Origin of the sequence: Pedobacter sp. V48, from assembly GCF_000523515.1 — a bacterium.
In the GTDB taxonomy this organism is placed as follows: domain Bacteria; phylum Bacteroidota; class Bacteroidia; order Sphingobacteriales; family Sphingobacteriaceae; genus Pedobacter.
The window spans coordinates 1-17,757 of the sequence record NZ_AWRU01000022.1 but is presented as its reverse complement, the minus strand read 5'-3'; the positions used below and the strand labels follow the sequence as shown (position 1 = coordinate 17,757).

The window sequence follows — 17,757 nt, the reverse complement described above, 5'->3', positions numbered from 1 at the left end:
CCTGTAAATATAAATAAAGCTAATACAATGTTCCTATGCGTGTTTCTCTTCTTTATAATTCTCTGCGTCGGCATAAATTTTCTCTATAATATCTTTATTCTTTTCCAGAATAACTTTCCGTTTCAAACTAAGCTTAGGGGTAAGTTCACCACCATCAATGCTCCATTGCTTAGGCAGCAGGGAGAAGCGCTTAACCTGCTCCCATTTACCAAATTCTTTACCAGATAGCTCAACAATTTGCTGGAACTTTTCTAACACATTCGGATCCTTTGCCATTTCAGCATCGGTGGTATACTCAATTCCCTTTTTCGCTGCCCAGGCCTTTAACGCTACAAAATTAGGAACAATTAAGGCAGATGGAAACTTACGATTTTCGCCCAATACCATCACCTGCTCTACCAAAGGAGTTTCCTTAAATTTATTTTCTATCATTTGAGGCGCCACGTACTTGCCGCCCGCAGTTTTAAATATCTCTTTTTTACGGTCTGTGATTTTCAAAAACTTGCCACCCACCAGCTCACCAATATCTCCGGTATGGAACCAACCATCTTTATCTATGGTTTCGGCAGTCAGGTCATCCCGCATGTAATAGCCCTTCATAATGTCGTGACCACGCGCTAAAACTTCTCCGTCTTCGGCAATCTTTACTTCTACGCCCTTAATTGCAGGCCCAACTGTACCAAACATGGTGTTACCGAAGTGGTTTACTGTAATTACGGGTGATGTTTCCGTTAGTCCGTAACCTTCAAATACCGGCATATCTGCCGCCCAGAAGATTCTTGCCAATCGCGGATTTAATGCCGCACCACCAGAAACAATAACAATGACATTACCACCCAGTGCTTCCTGCCATTTTTTAAATACCAGTTTTCTGGCAATGCCTAATTTAAAATTATAGAACCAACCGCTTTCAATTTCATATTTCTCGGCCAGGGCTACCGACCAAAAGAAGATTCCCCTTTTAATACCGGTAAGCGCTTTACCCTTTTCCATGATCTTTTCGTATACCTTTTCCAACAATCTTGGAACGGTAGAAAAAACCGTAGGTTTTACAAACTGAATATCGGCCACAATGGTATCCATGCTCTCGGCATAATAAACCGATGTATTGGTATACATGTACAGGTAAACAACCATCCGTTCAAAAATATGAGACAGGGGCAGGAAACTCAAGCCCGTTGTAATTCCTTCTGGCAAAAGCACTGCTGAATTCTCGAAGTTTTTAACCAGGTTATCATGCGTAAGCATTACTCCTTTGGGTGTTCCGGTTGTTCCCGAAGTATAAATAAGAGTTAAAATATCTTCGGCCTTTATTTGATTTCTGTACTCATCCAAATTTAGCTGAGCTTGTTTTGCACCATCATCTAACAAGACAGACCAATTATCGGCACCTGGCACATCATTAAACGTATATACTTTTATATCTGTACCCAGTTCTGCACAGACGTTTTTTAGTTTTTTATAAAGCGTTTCATCGGCTGCAAAAACCACAGTAACTTCTGCATTTTCAAGAATAAATTTGATGTCGTGCTCTGCAAGCGTTGGGTAAAGTGGTATCTGATAGGCACCTATTTGCATAATGGCAAAATCGGTAATATTCCATTCAGGTCTGTTTGGTGAAATCACCGCAACTCTGGATTCTTTACCTATCCCAATGCCGATCAGTCCGCGGCTCAGGGCATCCACAGTGTCGCAAAACTTTTGGGTACTGTATTTTACCCATTTTCCGTTTATTTTACCACTAACAAATTCTTCCTTTGGAAATTTCTCTAAATTGTATTGAAGCAAGTCGAATACTCTTGTTATCGTTGCAGCCATGGTACTTCGCTTAATATTTATATTATAGGAATTTGGTTCACAAAGGATATCTCCATATAATCTTCCTCTACGCCCCTTGTTTTCCAAACTTAACTAAAAATAATTAATATTATTTTACAATTGTAGCGTGATTTTGGTCATTTTTAGGACGGGGGTGATGAACAATTCATCGTGCCGCAATACATTCTTAACCCCGTCATTTCGACGATAGGAGCGATCTCTTCGGCACAATTTTCCCCATTTATTTATTAGTTATTTTTCAACTATTTCTTATGAGGTTCTATAATTTCCCTAAAAGGTTGAACAATAAGTCAAATCTTGGATAACCTACACTCATAGGAAGCCACCGCCAGTAATTCCCATTTTGTATAAGACTACCTCGCTGAAAACCAGTATTTATAATCTGAATGTCATGCCGTGGCACAATAGTTGTTATCATGCTTTCATCTAATAAAAAGTTAAAAACAGACATTATGAAAAAATTAATCTTTACTCTATTTTGTTGCACAGCGTTGCTAGCATTAACATCAAATGTGGCTAATGCTCAAAGTTATAAAACTGCCCTAGGTATGCGTATTGACGCTGGCGACGGATCAACCGGCGTTGGTTTTAACGTAAAACACTTCTTCTCTAGAAACGGTGCAGTTGATGCCAACCTTATCTTTTTTGACGGAAACGTTGTTGGTTTAGGTGCAGAATTTCAGTATCAGGCTCCAATTGCAGGTGCAAGAGGATTAGATTGGTATTTAGGTGTTGGTCCGAATTTCTTGTTTGGAAAACATGCAACTGCAGTTCAACTTAGACCTACTGCTGGTTTAGATTTTAAAATCCCAAATGCACCAATTGATTTTGCATTTGACTGGCGCCCAATGTTTACCCTTAATCAAGGAACAGAATTTACTGCAGCACGTTTCGGTATTTCATTACGTTACGCGTTCTAGATAAAACTACACATCTACCCTATTGAAAAACAGCAAGGGCTGCGAATATGAATTCGCAGCCCTTGTTATATAATATATCATTCTATTTAAGTAACAGTGCCCTAATTCCCGCTACCGTTTTAGCACTAGAGGGCTACTTAAAAAATGCTTGCTAAGAAAAGGCCTGGGAAGCATTGCGCTTTTTCAGCGCATTTATTCCCGCCTCTGAATAGTAAGTATTTCTTAGCCTTTTAACCAGCGATTCCTGACGGCCTTCTCTCCATCACTTGCGTTCTCATTAACCGTAGTTACCAATTTAACATTCGGATTAGCCTTTAAAGTAAGTTTAATATCTCTTACCAAACCATCTCTTCTAATAGTAACAGTAATCACATCACCAACATTTTTACTTGTAACAACCGGCATTTTCTCGATGGCAACCTCAACAGGTACACCATCCACAGTTACAATCTGGTCATTCACATTTAAGCCACCATCCCAGGCAGAAGAATTACGCGAAACAGCCGATACAATAATGTCACCCTCTACTTTTTTAGACGCCACACCTAAATACGGAATACTTTTACCTTCATTTTCGTCTACAACATTAATACCCGCATAGCCGAAGTATTTTTTATACTCAATAGCACCCGTTCCATTTACATATTTAGCCCAGAAATCAGTAAAGCTGATGCCACTAACTGTCTCTACCATAGCTTTAAATTCAGCATCAGTATAACCTCTGCCCAGTTTTTTATAGTACTCATGATACATGGCTTTCATTACGTCATCCAAACTCTTAGCTCCTTTTGTAGCATGGGCAATTTCGATGTCCATAAGCATACCTACAACCTCGCCTTTGCTGTAATAAGAAATGGTGGCATTGTTAGAGTTTTCATTTGGACGATATGCTTTAATCCATGCGTCATAACTCGCTTCGGCAGCCGACTGCACTTTAGCACCTGGTGTGTTTACCACATTGGCAATAGCAGTTGCAAGCGCCTGTGCGGTTTCATCAACAGTAAAAAAGCCAGCGCGGTGCGTTAGTTTATTCTCGTAATAGGAAGTAAAACCTTCGGCAACCCAAAGGTTTGAAGTGTAATTTTCATTGTCGTAATCAAACGGACCTAAGGCAACAGGGCGTAAGCGTTTTACGTTCCAGAGGTGATAATACTCGTGTGCAACAAGATTTAGAAAATCTTTATACCCTTTTGCATCCGCATATTTATCTCTGGATGCACCAAGTACAGTAGAATTTAAATGTTCCAGACCACCACCTCCAACAGAGCGGTTGTGCACAATAAAAGTATAGTGCTTGTTTGGGTTTTCGCCATAAATAGCAGTTCCTTGTTCAACCACTTTAGCCATATCAACCTGTAACTTTTCCTTGTCGTAATTACCGCCGCCATACATAGCTACCTCGTGTTTAACACCAGACGCGGTAAACTCAAAAACATCCTGATTACCTACTTCAATAGGGCTATCGAACAAAATATCGAAGTTCGATGCCGCATAAGTAAACGGCTTTCCACTTACCGACTCTAAGCCGGTAGATACCTTTCCCCAACCTTTAAAAGGATTAACTTTAACAGTACTTGGCAGGTTTAGCATGCCATCAGGATACATAAATATTCCCGTGCTTGATAAAAAAGCATGGCTTTCATCCACAAAAGAGGTACGCACAGACATTTCAAAAGCATACACACGGTATTTGATTTTGATGTTTTTTGCTTTTGCGGAATACACTCTCCAGGCGTTTTTTCTTACTTTCTCGAACTTAACAGGCTTGTTGTTAGCAGTGGCCGAAAAGCCCTCTACATTTTTTGCAAACTCGCGAACCAGATAAGATCCTGGCGCCCATACAGGCATTTTTACGTCTACATAATCCTTTGTTAATCCTGAAATGTTCATTTCCATTTCAACGTAATGTGCCTGTGGTTCTGTGAAATTTACTTCGAACCCAATCTTTACCTGCGACTTAGTTGTCATACTTATTGATAGTAATACGATTAATCCTGCTAATGATGTTTTCATCAAAAATTCTTTATTAATATAAGTTAGTTGTTTTTTACTGTGCCAAACTTAGATAAAAGTGCTTAAAATAGTGTATATTTTATGTGCCGTTTAATAGGCTCGTAAGTAAAATATTACGTTAATGGAGCTGTAACATCCTTAATACAAGGGTTGTGGGGCACCATATTTGAATATTTTTGTACGCTAACAAAGTCAACAAAGCCAATATGAAGCTCAAGTATATCGTTTACGCCCTAATTGTTTTAGGGTTTCTTTATTTTATCTATTACAGGATTTCGGCCAATAAGGCGATCGAAAATTCAGGTGGCGGAAAAGGCGGAGGTAAAGGTGCCAAAGGTGGCGCACCAAGCATGAATGTAAATGGCGTGGTGGTAAACACCGCTGCTTTTAACAATGACCTTGAAATAACAGGGGCTATTGAGGCCAATGAGGCTGTTACGTTAAAAAGTGAGGTATCTGGCTTGGTTACCGGAATTAATTTTAAGGAAGGCACAAACGTAAGTAAAGGTACGCTGCTGGTAAAAATTAACGACAGGGATATACAAGCCCAGTTACAGGACGCACTTACTAAAGAAAAGTTATCGGCTACTAATGAAGCCCGTGCAAAACAGCTTTTGCAAAAGGGAGCAATTAGTCAGGAAGAGTATGATACCTCGCTTGCAGACTTGCAATCGCTTAAGTCGCAAACGCAATTGATCCGTGCGCAATTGGCTAAAACATCTATATATGCCCCTTTTAGTGGTAAAATTGGGTTGCGTTCTATCTCAGTTGGCGAATATATTACCCCTGCCAGTATTATAGCAAACCTGCTTAGCATAGACCCTATTAAAATAAACTTCGCGGTTCCTGAAAAGTATGTGGGCCAGATCAAATTACACTCTGAGATCTCTTTTAGAACTGATGGGTCTGCAAAATCTTACATCGGAAAGGTATTTGCCATTGAACCGGGAATTAATTCACAAACAAGAACGCTGCAAATTAAAGCATTGGCTGCTAACCCGAATAACGAGTTACTGCCGGGCGCTTTTGCAAGGATTAAACTAGCGCTTACTACTTTAAACGATGCTATTTTAATTCCTAATGAGGCTATAATTCCTGTGCTTGACGGGAAGACAGTATTTGTAAGTAAGGGCGGACAGGCGCAGCAGGTTTCGGTTGAGGCGGGTACCCGTACGGCAAAAGCTATCGTGATTACTTCGGGACTAAAAGTTGGAGATACAGTTTTAACCACAGGTGCCATGGCTCTTAAAACAGGGACGCCGGTACATGTAACAGTTACTAAAAACTAAGAGCGGCAGGATGAGTATTTCAACCACGAGTATAAAAAGGCCGGTTTTGGCCATTGTAATGAACCTGATGATCCTTTTGTTTGGGGTTATCGGCTATAACTTTTTAGGAGTTAGGGAGTTCCCCAATATTGACCCTACGGTGGTTTCTGTACGGACTTCTTATCCGGGTGCAAACTCTGATATTATTGAATCGCAGATCACTGAACCGCTTGAAAAATCTATTAATGGAATTGACGGGATCAGGAATATTTCTTCATCAAGTAATCAGGGCAGTAGTAATATTACCATAGAGTTTAATCTGGATAAAAACATAGATGATGCAGCTAACGATGTTCGCGATAAGGTATCGCAGGCTGCAAGGAGTTTGCCTAAAGATATTGATGGCAATCCGGTTGTAAGTAAGGCCGATGCCAACTCTGATGCGGTAATTACGATGACCGTGCAAAGCGATAAGCGCAATGTAATGCAGCTAAGTGATTACGCCGAAAACGTAATTTCTGATAGGCTGCAGACCATAACCGGGGTTAGTAGTATACAGATACAGGGGCAAAGAAAATATGCCATGCGTATTCGTATAGACCCGAATAAGCTGGCCGCTTACGGCTTAACCTCGCAAGATATTGTTACTGCTTTAGACAGGGAAAATGTAGAGTTGCCATCTGGTAAAATTACAGGCGCAAGTACAGAGCTGGTTATAAAAACCTTAGGTAAGTTAACCGACGAAGATGAATTCAACAACCTGATCCTGAAAAATGATTCGGACAATGTGGTGCAGTTAAAAGACGTTGGTTATGCGGTTCTGGGTTCTGAGAACGAGGAAACTGTTTTAAGAGAATCTGGAAAGCCGATGGTTGCTGTTGGCCTGGTTCCGCAGCCGGGAGCTAATTACCTCGATATTTCCAAAGAGTTTTACAAGCGGTTTGAACAGCTTCAAAAAGATATTCCACAGGATATAAAGCTTAATGTTTCACTGGATACTACAAGGTTTATCCAAAGCTCAGTTACTGAGGTTGCGGAAACAATTATCCTGTCGCTGATTCTGGTTATTCTGATCATCTACCTCTTCTTTAGAGACTGGGCAATTGCAATGAGGCCGCTGATTGATATTCCGGTATCGCTGGTGTTTACGTTTTTTATCATGTACATTTTTGGATTTTCTATTAATGTATTGTCGCTGCTGGCAATTGTATTGGCAACGGGTTTGGTGGTTGATGATGGTATTGTCGTAACAGAAAACATCTTTAAAAAGGTGGAAGAAGGTTACTCTCCTTTCGAGGCGGCAATAAAAGGCTCTAACGAGATCTTTTTTGCCGTTATTTCAATTTCAGTAACTCTGGCAGCGGTATTTTTACCGGTTATATTTTTGCAGGGCTTTGTAGGCCGGCTGTTCAGGGAGTTTGGGGTGGTAATAGGGGCCGCCGTGCTCATATCGGCATTTGTATCGCTTACGTTAACACCGATGCTAAATGCCTACCTGATGAAAAAAAGCGGGCACAAAAAATCCAGATTCTACGACATGACCGAGCCATACTTTGTGGCCATGAATGATTGGTACGAAGAAAAACTAAACAAGTTTTTGGACAGAAGGTGGTTGGCAATTCCAATTATTTTGGTTTGTTTGGGTCTTATTGTTTTGTTCTGGAAGATGTTGCCTAAAGAAACTGCTCCGTATGACGACAGAAGTGCGATTAACATGAACCTGACTTTACCTGAAGGTTCTTCTTTTACCTATACAGATGACTTTGTTGGTAAGGTTGCCCAAATGGTTCAGGATTCTGTACCTGAAAAGAAAGTGGCCATTACGGTTACCTCGCCGGGTTTTGGTGGTTCGGCATCGACAAATAGTGGGTTCGTAAGAATGGGCTTAAGTGACCCGGGAGAAAGGCAACGTTCGCAAGCTGATATTACCAATGCTTTGACCAAGATTACCAGGAAATATACTGAAGGAAAAGTGGTTGTAACACAACAGCCTACTATTTCGGTTGGTCGTAGGGGTGGTTTGCCTATTAATTATATTATACAGGCGCAGAATTTCGAAAAGCTAAGAGAAAAAGTGCCTTTGTTTATGGATGAGGTGGCTAAGGATCCTACTTTTACTACTTCTGATGTGAATTTGAAGTTTAATAAGCCCGAAATTGACTTAACTATTGACAGGGCTAAGGCTAAAAACCTGGGGGTTTCTGTTGCCGATATTGGCTCTGCTTTGCAACTGGGCTTAAGCGGTCAGCGCTTTTCTTACTTCTTTATGAACGGAAAGCAGTATCAGGTTATTGGTCAGTTTGAGGTTGGCGATAGAAAAGACCCGCTTGATCTTAGTTCTGTATATGTTAGAAACGATAAAGGTGAGTTGATTCAGATTGACAACCTGGTTTCGAGTAAAGAAGAGAGTAGTCCGCCGCAGTTATTCCGTAACAACCGCTTTACCGCAGCAACTGTTTCAGCAGGTCTGGCTCCGGGCAAAAGCATCGGAGAAGGTCTGGATGCAATGGACAGGATATCGGCTAAAATACTTGACGAAACTTTTTCTACTGATTTGGGTGGTGAGTCGAGAGATTTTAGAGAGAGTTCATCTAATACTTCTTTTGCCTTTGGCCTTGCATTGTTACTGGTGTACCTGATTCTTGCGGCTCAGTTCGAAAGCTTTAAAGACCCCATTATCATTATATTAACGGTACCGATGGCTGTGGCCGGGGCATTTTTGTCCCTCTGGTTGTTTGGCCAAAGCTGGAATATATTTAGCCAGATTGGCACCATTATGCTTATCGGATTGGTAACTAAGAATGGCATTTTGATTGTTGAATTTGCCAATCAGCTTAAAGAAAAGGGCAAAAGCGTTCATGATGCAATCAGAGAGGCTTCGGTATCAAGGTTAAGACCTATTTTGATGACCAGTTTGGCTATTGCCATTGGTGCGCTTCCTATTGCAATGGCATTAGGTGCCGCTGCAAAAAGCAGGATGGGTATGGGTATTGTGATTGTTGGTGGTACTATATTCGCGCTGATTCTTACGTTGTTTGTTATCCCTGCTATTTATTCGTTCTGGTCTAAAGAGCATAAGGAAAATTCCGAACTAAAAGAGTCTTTAATAGCTGCGTTGAAAACGGAAAATGTATAAGGGCCCATTTACAAAGAGAAACATGAAAAAGTTTAATTTTATTTTGATCATACTTCTTGCAGCCTTTGTACAAAATGCATCGGCTCAGGAGACACTAACGCTGCAACAGGCAATTACCATCGCTCTACAAAATAACTACGATATAAAACTGGTTAACAATGATTTGCAGATTGCAAAGAACAACACCAATATTGGCAATGCCGGGTTTTTACCTGGGGTTACAGGGAGTTTTGCAACTGACGGGAGTAGACAAAACACGGTACAGACAACTTCTACCGGTGCCGAAAGAGTTGCCGATGGGGTAAGGAACACCAGCATGAACTATGGTGTTGCGCTTGATTGGACAATTTTTGATGGTTTTAAGATGTTTGCTACTTATGATAAGTTAAAGGAGTTGCAAAAACAGGGCGAGGTAAACGCAAAAGCCACCATATTAACTACAATTGCGGATGTAATTAATTCCTATTACGCGGTAGTAAAGCAGCAACAACTTGTTGTTGCTAATGATAGTGCATTGGATATTTCGAGATTCAGGCTAACCATTGCTGACAATAAACTGCAGCTGGGTAAGGGTTCTAAACTTGATGTTTTAGCTGCTCAGGTCGACTACAACACGGATACATCGGCTTATTTACAGCAAAAAAATCTGTTGCAAACATCAATGATTACCCTTAATCAGGTTATGGCCAGGGCTATTGATACTAAGTTTACTGCGCAAGAGGATATGGACATTGATTATAAACTGAATTATACGCTGTTACAGGAACAAACGTTACAATTGAATCCTGATCTACAGAATGCTTTTATTAATAAAAAGGTGGCTGAGCTTAGTTTAAAGGAAGTGAAGGGTCAGCGATATCCGGTAGTGGGTGTAAATGGTGGTTATGCATTTTCAAGAAGTGCCAACCCTACTGGATTTAACCAGAAATTTAGAGGTCAGGGTATCTCCTATGGCTTAACTGCTAGCATGAATATCTTTAATGGTTTTTTACAGCGCCAGAATGAAAGGAATGCTAAGGTGCAGATTAATTCCTCGGAAGTGGAGCTTGAAAAAACCAAGCAAACCATTAGCGCTCAGCTACTGACAGCTTTTGAGAATTATAAAACAAGCTTAGATTTGTTAAAGGTTGAGACTAAAAATGTTGACATTGCCAAGCAAAATCTAGACATCACTTTAGCAAAGTACAGGCTTGGAAGCATTGCGCCGTTGGAGCTTAGAGAGGCTCAAAGAAACTCTATAAATGCAATAACCAGATTTTTAGATGCTCAATATCAGGCAAAACTTACAGAAATCAGTTTAAAAGAGATAAGTGGCACTTTAAATATCCAATAAGATTAGTATTTTTATCGCATGATTCTAGTAGCAGACAGTGGTTCTTCTAAGACCGATTGGATGGGTTACAGCCCCAATGAAAAAATCAACTTTAGTACGCAAGGAATAAATCCTTATTTCTTAAATGCACATGATATTTTCAAATTGTTTTCGAAGAAGAAAGAAATTGCCCCTTACGCTGATAAGGTTAAAGAAATCTATTTCTTTGGCGCAGGATGCTCGTCGCCTGATAAAATTGAGGTGATCTCAAATGGGATCTCTTCTTTCTTTACCAAGGCTTACGTTTCTGTTGAACATGATTTGATTGGTTCGGCATATGCAACTTGTGGTGATAAAAAAGGATTAACCTGTATTTTGGGCACTGGATCTAATATTTCTTATTACGATGGCAAAGAGGTTCATAACGGAGCACATGGTTTGGGTTATGCACTCGGTGATGAAGGTTCGGGCACCTATTTTGGTCGTAAGCTGATTACAAGCTATCTGTATCACCAGATGCCTGCTGACCTTGCTGTTGAATTTGCTGATACTTATCAAATTGACAAGGAATCTGTTATTACCAATCTTTATCAAAAACCGGCCCCGAATATCTACCTGGCCTCGATAAGTCGTTTCATGGCTTCTCATCCTGATCATCCTTTTATCATCAATATTTTACGTGAGGGTTTCCAGGAATTTGTAGATTCTAACATTAAGGATTATCCTAATTATAAAAGCCTTGACACCCACTTTGTAGGCTCTATTGCATTTTACTATCAGGATATTTTGAGAGAAGTTTGTATTGAAAACCAGGTAAAGGTTGGTAAGATATATCAAAAACCTATTGAGGGTATTTACAATTACATCTTAAAAAAAGAAGGCATCATGGTTTAAGCTGTCGCCTTATCCTTTTTATAACATAGATGGCTCCTGCCGCAAGCAATAAACTAACCCGCATCAATTGGTGCGTCGGGATCATCTCCTTAAGCCATAGCATTACCGTTTAAAATAATTCATGATTATAAATGCGTATTTTCTCATATGGGTTTAAGTCTATCTGGATTATTTACCATTGACAAACTTTTTTTGATGACTAAGACTGGCATTGACATTCATTCTATCTCCCTTTCCATTGGGAGGAGCCCCGGCACAGAGTTATCATTTTGGGCTGTTATCGGAAGAATTAAGCCACTGCATGAACTGCTAATCGCTTGTCCATTTCGGCGGTTACCATGGAGGCAATCCAATCCAATTTTTTCTGTTCGGTTGAATTAAACTCTCTATATAGACTATCTACAATACAAACTGTTCCTACATTAAGTCCACCCTTGGTAGTAATAACAGCCGAAGCAAAAAATTGCAATCCAAGTTCACCAAGCGCCATTGGATTTAAAATTAAACCAGGATTTTTTGTAATGGTTTCAAATTTCACAACGCTATCCTTTTGTATTGCAATTGAACATATATGGTTAGTTTGATCAATGTCCATATCAGCAGATTCTGATTGTTCTGACATCCCCCAGGCTTTATGGTTGTCTACAAAATTGATCATTGCTAAAGGAACATTCGACATCTTTGCCGATATCGCTACTAGTTTATCAAACACTGGCTCTGGCCTAGTATGCAAAATTTTATATTGCTCTAAATTTTCCAGGCAAGGGTATTCGTTTGGTGAAATTACATTGATTCCAATCATACTTACAATTCGCAAAACAATTAAACTTTATTTTTATCCCATAGCGCTTGCAATCAAGGCATTGCACAACAGCTAACATGCCTGTTATATGGCAATTACCATACCTGATTTGGTGTTGTGCAATAAAAAATTGCTTTTCTATGGCTGACAACGAATAAATCTATCTCCTATGATTAATCGAAGGGGGTGTTTAATATTTAGGATTCGCAATGAAAACCGACGAACCAGGATTATGTGTAACAAAAGATACAATCCAAGAGAAGTAAAGGGGGTAAACTTTCCTCAAACCGGAGTCATTTCCCCGTTATTTAAAAACAAGGTTAAAAAAAACAGGTCTTCAAAATTAAGCATTCTGAAGACCTGTTAAGAGACGGGTATTAGTATTTTATTTCTTTGTAACCTTAAATTCAGTTCTCCTGTTAAGGGCGCGTCCCTCAGGATTATCTTTACCATTAGGTAGTTCATTAGGAGCTACTGGTTTTGTTTCACCATAGCCTCTGCTTGTCATTCTTGAAATAGGTATTCCTTTTGAAACCAAATAATCCACACAAGATTTCGCTCTTCTCACCGATAGATCCATGTTATAAGCATCTGAGCCCTTGCTGTCTGTATGTGCACTTAGCTCGATTTCAATTTTAGGATTATCCTCCATTATTGAGAACAAGTGATCTAGCTTACCTTTTGAATCTTCGGTTAGCGTTGCTTTATCAAACTCATACAGAACATCCTTAAGCACGATAGGCTTGTCAATTTCATAAGGAGTTAAACAAATATCAGGACTAAACAAGGTATCTTTTTTTGCTAAATCATCATACCCGAAATTTAAAATTTTAGAGAAGTATTTATCTTTTTCTGCGGTTAGTTTCAGCTTACGATTAGAGTTTACCTTGAAGGTGTACTCTCCTGCTTGATTTGTAGTTGTTTTAAGTGTTTGCAGTGAATCAACAAGTATAATGGTGGCATCTTGCAAAGGTTGTTTTGTATCGCAATCGTAAACAATACCTTTGACGGTAAGGTATTCACGTTTTACGTTAAAAACCTCCAGGCAGCAAAGAGATTCACGATCTGAACTAATATAACCTTCGGTATCAGAGTTATCGGAAGGAGTATAATATATATCGTCTTTTGAGGAGTTAAATGGATAACCAACATTGCGAGGCTCCGACCAATTCGTGAAATCACCTTCACTTTCATAAAAATCAAATCCTCCCATCCCTATTCTGCCATTACTGCTAAAAAGTAATTTATTGGTTTGAACATTATAGTATGGAGCCTGATCATCCTCAGGAGAGTTTACCTTAGCACCTAAATTTATCGCTTGTCCTAATGATCCATCAGTCCTCAAAGGGCAATACCATAAATCATATTTACCTTGTCCACCAGGTCTGTTAGACGAGAAGATTAAGTACTTGCCATCTTTCGTTACAAAAGGTTGGATGGCATTAAATCCTTTAACGTTTACTTGGCTTGCCAGTTCAACAGGATCGCTCCATCCTTTATCCGATGAGGTTAGCTGATAGATTTTTTTGTCTCCCTGACCTGTCCAGCTGGTAATATAAATTACTTTTCCGTTTGGATGAAAAGCCGGAGCAGCTGCTTCTTTGTTTAAACTGTTTAATGCTACTTTTTTAATTGTGATACCTCCGGTTAAAGGATTACCTGGAGTTTCATACACCGCATTCAAATAGGGAGTTTCTTTTTTTGACACCTTAGCATTGGTTTGATCAGTTAAGATTTCCTTTTTACCTGCATCAGCTACTGGTCTGGAAGAGGTAAAGTAAAATTTACTGTCTTTTATAACCGGTGTATAGTTCGATCCTTTTTGGTTAATGTCGTTTTGAAGTTTGGTTAACTTAAACAACCTTGGATAGCGCAGTTCAAATAACGCAAACTGACAAGAAGCTATTTCAGATTTTGTTTTTGCAGCATACGCATCATTAAGCTTATACTTGCTCGCAAATTCGTTGAAAGCTGTAACTGCTTCTTCAAATTTTTGATTTGCTCTTAGTGATTCCGCATACCAAAATGTAGCAAGTACATATTTCGGGTCCTTAAATTCCTTGGCCAAAGCGTACCACTTCTCTGCATCAGTAAAGTTTTTATAAAGCCTTAAAGACTCAGCCAATTGAAATACGCTGTATTCGTAATCTTCCTTTTTAGGATTATCTTGTTTAATCTTATTTGCAAAACCATAAGGCACTATAAATCCAGCACTATCTGCTGAGGATAGTTGCAGTGATCTTTTATAATATTCTGCAGCTGCGTAATACTCTTTATTTTGAAAATAGACATCCGCTACTCTCTTACTATTGGTTACAAATTGCGCATTTGCAGCAGTTGTGAATAAGCACAGGATCAGTAATGTTTTAAGCAGTTTCATTTGTAAATGATTTATTTATGTTTAGGTGGTCAGATGGAGCTCGCATGATGAATCATGCTCGGTTCATATCGCGTTGGTTTATAATCTTGGACAAAAGAAGTTAGGGCCTGTAATTCCCTTTCTACTGGTAAATGAAATGGATAGCTCTAACCCTCCCTGATTACGCGTAGCTCTACTTAAACTTGAGGTGTTAAAGTCATAACTTACCCCAAAGACCATGTTTTTCAGGTGTAATCCGAAGAAAGCTATTGCAGAATCATCAACCCTATAGTTAGACCCGAAAAGCAAATCCGATTCCTGATTAAGCATAAACTGTGCATAAGCACCGACTGCTATTTCACGTGCATTCCCTTGTTTCATGTATAGTCCGTTTGGAGTAATATCAAGAACTTCTGACATTTTAATTCTAGCACCACCATGAGCTGCATATCTAATTGGCATACGAACGCTATTTCCTAAAAACTTATCGACCGGCCTGGTGATATGCCCTGCCATTGCACCCCCAAATACGTTAACTCTTTGTCCTGGATTTCCATCGAAATACATAAATCCTGCATTCACATCCGGCACTAATGTATTAGAGGATGCAAAAGACTCGTTTATTCCAAAATTAGGATCGTAACCCGTTATTGGGTTGAATTGTGCACCCAAGGTAATCTTTGATGGATCAAAGCTTTTATTAAGAATACCGGCTTGCAAACCAAAGTTTATCATGTTTAAACCGATCTTTCCGAAGTGGATACGATAAGCCCCTGAAACCATTGCGCTGAGGTGATTATAACTAATATCTCCAGCATTCTGATTCAAAACCATTGCACCGAATGCTAAGTTTTTAACCGGGGCCATGTCAAATGACGCCCCCCCGGTTAAAAATGAATTTGAAATAGTTCCCCACTGTTGTTTGGCATTCAAGGAAACCCTGTATTCACCGTCTGTTACCCCGGTTAATGCTGGGTTTAGCCATAGCGGGTGGGCGTAGTATTGAGAGAAGTGCGGATCAATCTGTGCAACCACCCTTACAGCTCCCAAACTTAAAAACGCTCCTAGTGCTATTATTTTTATTAGTTTCTTCATAACAAATTTGTTTTTCGAGTTTTTAGGTAAATGATTAATATTAACTGGAAACATCTTTTATCTTAATAGGGTTATTGTGCCTTTTTTAGTGGTTTTAGTCCCGTCATTAAATTCCGCTTCCAGGAAATACACATACACACCGTTCGGCTGTATATCACCTTTATACGTTCCATCCCATCCATTCTGAATGTTTAATGATTCGTAAATAAATTGTCCCCATTGGTTGTATACACGCAACTTCATTTTTGCAATTGTATTTCCGTACACGTACAGAATATCATTTTTACCGTCATTATTTGGTGTAAATGTATTAGGGACAAAAATGGTGTTTCCTAAAGGATTATCGCTCTTAGCGGTTAAGCTGGTTGCATCACTCAGTTGACAGTCAAGCTGACCTTTAGCCCTAACTCTTATCGTTACACTTTGATCAGGTTTCAAACCAGCTACCAGATAAGTAGTTCCGGTAGCTCCACCTGTTGGTGCCACCCATGTTAGTCCGTTATCTAATGACACTTCGTAAGCAGTTGCTCCTGGTATTGGATTCCACTGGAATGTTATTTCTGTTGCTTTGTTCTCTTTAACAGTCACCACTGGTGCCTCAAGTTTACCTAGTACAGTTACCACAACTGATGTGCGTGTTGTACTTGAGCATCCTGTGGCATTGCTACTTTCTACATAATAAGTTGTAGTTGCTGTTAATGCAGGCGTAATGAATGTAACACCCTGAGCAATTGAAGTTCCTCCGGTTGCTACAGTATACCAGCTATAGGTAAGTGCGGCATCAGGATTGGTTACTGCCAATGTAGCAGTCGTACCTGAACACAGTGGTCCTTCCGCTCCTGATATTGCAGTTGGCGCTGTAGGAATTGGTGAGGCATTTACTTTAACTGCTGTACGACCAGTACTTACACAAGATGCTGTTGAAGCTTCAACATAATAGGTGGTAGTTGTTGTGATTGCAGGCGTAGTAAAGCTGGTGCCTGTACCCACAGCTGTTCCTGCAGTTGGAGTAGTAAACCATTTGTAGGTTACTCCATTGGCTTGAGGACTTGAAACACTCAATACAGCCGGAGTTCCTATACAAGCATCAACCACTGCCGAAACGACTATTGGTGTTAATGGTTTTGGTGAAACAGTTACAGTTACTTTAGTTCTGCCAGTTGCATTTCCACAACCTGAAGCGCTTACTGCCAGTACATAGTAATCTGTATTAGTGGTTAAGGCAGGGGTGGTGAATTGTTCACCAGTAAATAATAATGTTCCTCCTACTGATGCACTGTACCATTGGTACAAGATTCCTGCCTCGGCATTATCTACTTTTAACACAGTTGACTCACCACTGCATATGCTTGTTCCCGCGCTGGCTACTACTGGTGTTTCTGGTAAAGGATTAACTGTAATTGTAACCACTTTTGCAGTTGCAGCAGTGTTTTCGCATTTATTGGAAGCCCTAACAGTTACGTAGTAAGTTGTAGTTGCTGTTAACACCGGAGTGGTAAACTCTGCTCCGGTAAATACTGCATTGGTTAACGCAGCATCACTGTACCAGGTAAACACCGGATTAGTAGCAGTTGTACTGCTTGCTGTTAGCGTGGCAGTTGTGCCTGCACAGAATGGCGCGCCTGCTCCTGCTACAGCAATATCAGCTGCTGTGGCTGGTGGATTAACCGTTACGGTAACAACCTTAGCTGTAGCTGCTGTGTTGTCGCATCTGTTATCGCCTCTTACTGTTACATAATAAGTAGTGGTTGCTGTTAATACTGGAGTGGTAAACTCTGCTCCGGTAAATGCTACATCGGTTAGCGCAGCATCTTTATACCATGTGAATATTGGGTTTGTTACCGTTGTACTNGCTMNGMTSKKARKTTAGCAGTTGCACCTGCACAGAATGGTGAGCCCGCTCCTGCTACAGCAATATCAGCTGCTGTGGCCGGTGGATTAACCGTTACAGTAACAACCTTAGCTGTAGCTGCTGTGTTTTCACATCTGTTATCGCCTCTTACAGTTACATAGTACGTTTTGGTAGCTGTTAATACTGGTGTATTAAATTCTGCTCCGGTAAATACGGCATTGGTTAAGGCAGCATCACTGTACCAGGTAAATACAGGATTAGTTACCG

Annotated in this window: 12 protein-coding genes and 1 pseudogene; 5 read left to right on the top strand and 8 right to left on the bottom strand. The window is 40.0% G+C overall.

The window, feature by feature from the left end:
- Positions 1 to 33 precede the first annotated feature (33 nt).
- Complete coding sequence (locus N824_RS17405) at positions 34 to 1,818, bottom strand: long-chain fatty acid--CoA ligase (RefSeq protein ID WP_048906464.1); 1,785 nt, start codon at positions 1,816 to 1,818, stop codon at positions 34 to 36.
- Between the two features lie 473 nt (positions 1,819 to 2,291).
- On the opposite strand from N824_RS17405, the gene N824_RS17400 reads away from it, so the two are divergent.
- Positions 2,292 to 2,759, top strand: coding sequence for a hypothetical protein (locus tag N824_RS17400; protein ID WP_084498375.1), 468 nt, complete (start codon positions 2,292 to 2,294; stop codon positions 2,757 to 2,759).
- A gap of 222 nt (positions 2,760 to 2,981) precedes the next feature.
- Here N824_RS17400 and N824_RS17395 read toward each other — a convergent pair whose 3' ends face one another.
- Positions 2,982 to 4,772, bottom strand: coding sequence for a M61 family metallopeptidase (locus N824_RS17395; protein WP_048906433.1), 1,791 nt, complete (start codon positions 4,770 to 4,772; stop codon positions 2,982 to 2,984).
- A 206-nt stretch (positions 4,773 to 4,978) separates the two neighbouring features.
- On the opposite strand from N824_RS17395, the gene N824_RS17390 reads away from it, so the two are divergent.
- The 4 genes from N824_RS17390 to N824_RS17375 are packed head-to-tail and all read left to right on the top strand — an operon-like array spanning position 4,979 to position 11,382.
- Positions 4,979 to 6,061: an efflux RND transporter periplasmic adaptor subunit gene (locus N824_RS17390; RefSeq protein WP_048906432.1), complete on the top strand. Its 1,083-nt coding sequence runs from the start codon at positions 4,979 to 4,981 to the stop codon at positions 6,059 to 6,061.
- A gap of 10 nt (positions 6,062 to 6,071) precedes the next feature.
- Positions 6,072 to 9,176 carry an efflux RND transporter permease subunit gene (locus N824_RS17385; RefSeq protein WP_048906431.1) on the top strand — a complete coding sequence of 1,035 codons (3,105 nt, stop codon included), beginning with the start codon at positions 6,072 to 6,074 and terminating at the stop codon, positions 9,174 to 9,176.
- Between the two features lie 22 nt (positions 9,177 to 9,198).
- Positions 9,199 to 10,509, top strand: a complete 1,311-nt coding sequence (locus N824_RS17380; RefSeq protein ID WP_048906463.1) for a TolC family protein — start codon at positions 9,199 to 9,201, stop codon at positions 10,507 to 10,509.
- A gap of 18 nt (positions 10,510 to 10,527) precedes the next feature.
- Positions 10,528 to 11,382 carry an N-acetylglucosamine kinase gene (locus N824_RS17375; RefSeq protein WP_048906430.1) on the top strand — a complete coding sequence of 285 codons (855 nt, stop codon included), beginning with the start codon at positions 10,528 to 10,530 and terminating at the stop codon, positions 11,380 to 11,382.
- Here N824_RS17375 and N824_RS38505 read toward each other — a convergent pair.
- The 6 genes and pseudogenes from N824_RS38505 to N824_RS34395 form a co-directional block, all read right to left on the bottom strand.
- On the bottom strand, positions 11,372 to 11,446 hold the full coding sequence (locus N824_RS38505; protein ID WP_373419290.1) for a PID-CTERM protein-sorting domain-containing protein: 75 nt from the start codon (positions 11,444 to 11,446) through the stop codon (positions 11,372 to 11,374). The genes N824_RS17375 and N824_RS38505 overlap by 11 nt on opposite strands.
- A 225-nt stretch (positions 11,447 to 11,671) precedes the next feature.
- Complete coding sequence (locus N824_RS17370; RefSeq protein WP_048906429.1) at positions 11,672 to 12,184, bottom strand: hypothetical protein; 513 nt, start codon at positions 12,182 to 12,184, stop codon at positions 11,672 to 11,674.
- Between the two features lie 385 nt (positions 12,185 to 12,569).
- Positions 12,570 to 14,564, bottom strand: a complete 1,995-nt coding sequence (locus N824_RS17365) for an OmpA family protein (protein WP_048906428.1) — start codon at positions 14,562 to 14,564, stop codon at positions 12,570 to 12,572.
- A 78-nt stretch (positions 14,565 to 14,642) separates the two neighbouring features.
- Positions 14,643 to 15,638 (bottom strand): PorP/SprF family type IX secretion system membrane protein, encoded by a 996-nt coding sequence (locus N824_RS17360; protein ID WP_048906462.1) that lies wholly within the window; start codon positions 15,636 to 15,638, stop codon positions 14,643 to 14,645.
- 57 nt (positions 15,639 to 15,695) lie between these two features.
- Positions 15,696 to 17,468, bottom strand: a complete 1,773-nt coding sequence (locus N824_RS17355; RefSeq protein ID WP_235207179.1) for a gliding motility-associated C-terminal domain-containing protein — start codon at positions 17,466 to 17,468, stop codon at positions 15,696 to 15,698.
- 8 nt (positions 17,469 to 17,476) lie between these two features.
- Positions 17,477 to 17,757 (bottom strand): annotated as a pseudogene (locus N824_RS34395) (hypothetical protein); the annotation flags it as partial.